The 862-nt window shown below is 37.5% G+C and carries 2 pseudogenes; one reads left to right on the forward strand and one right to left on the reverse strand.

Annotated features, from left to right (window positions below):
• Window positions 1-176 (reverse strand): annotated as a pseudogene (locus tag L693_RS29845) (helix-turn-helix transcriptional regulator); the annotation flags it as partial.
• A gap of 404 nt (window positions 177-580) precedes the next feature.
• On the opposite strand from L693_RS29845, the pseudogene L693_RS31170 reads away from it, so the two are divergent.
• Window positions 581-862: pseudogene (locus tag L693_RS31170) on the forward strand (hypothetical protein); the annotation flags it as partial.

Below are 862 nucleotides of genomic sequence, written 5' to 3' on the forward strand. Positions count from 1 at the left end.
CCCATAGCCTCCGTAATTAGGTCAAGCTGGTTAATGGACATAGGCTTATTTCCTGACACAATAGCACTTACCGCTCCCCTATTCATGCCTGCAATTTGCCCAAATTGCGTTAGACTCAAACCTTCTTGTTTTAAATATCCGTCTAATTCTGCCCGAATCGTAGGTGTATGCTTCATGTCATATCCACCTTTCATACAGAAATTCCAAAACTTTTATATTATTGTATTCTATTGTTGTCCATAATTTAACAGTTGTCAATAACTTTTTGGGCATGAAATGACGTAAAAAAAACATTCTCCGCCAGCCTTTACCTAATCTAAAAAAACTAAATATATTCATATATGCTATAAAAAGGACTATATCAATAATAGCAGAGTCCTTTACGCTGATTATGCATTTACAAATTTTTAAAGGAGGCGTTTTGTTATGAAAGTAAAATTTACCACAAGCTTTTCTAGCTGCAACGTTACTCATTCCTTGGGGAGTCGCCAGTCCAGCAATCTCCCATGCTGAGAAAGGAGAGAAAATCCCTGACCAAATGTTAGCGGGTACAATCATCCAATATGATGAGAACAATAACATGGTTGTATTGGAAAAAGGAACTCCGGTCCCTGAACAGCAAAAATCTAAAGCTGCTATTGCCCCACTGACTGCTGAACAACAGGCTGAGCTAGAAAAAGAAAAACAAGAGGATAAAGAGATCGAAGAAGCAACCAAATCACTGCCGGTATATCATATTGATAACCCTGACCCTCAGCCTGGTTTAAAAGTAATTTATGACGGCGAAGGTTTTATCAAAGATTTTATCTTCCCTGAACAAAAAGACAATGCGATTACTACTAATAATGTTTCACTTCAAGCA

This window comes from Paenibacillus sp. 1-18, from assembly GCF_000520755.1.
Taxonomy (GTDB): Bacteria; Bacillota; Bacilli; order Paenibacillales; family Paenibacillaceae; genus Paenibacillus; species Paenibacillus brasilensis.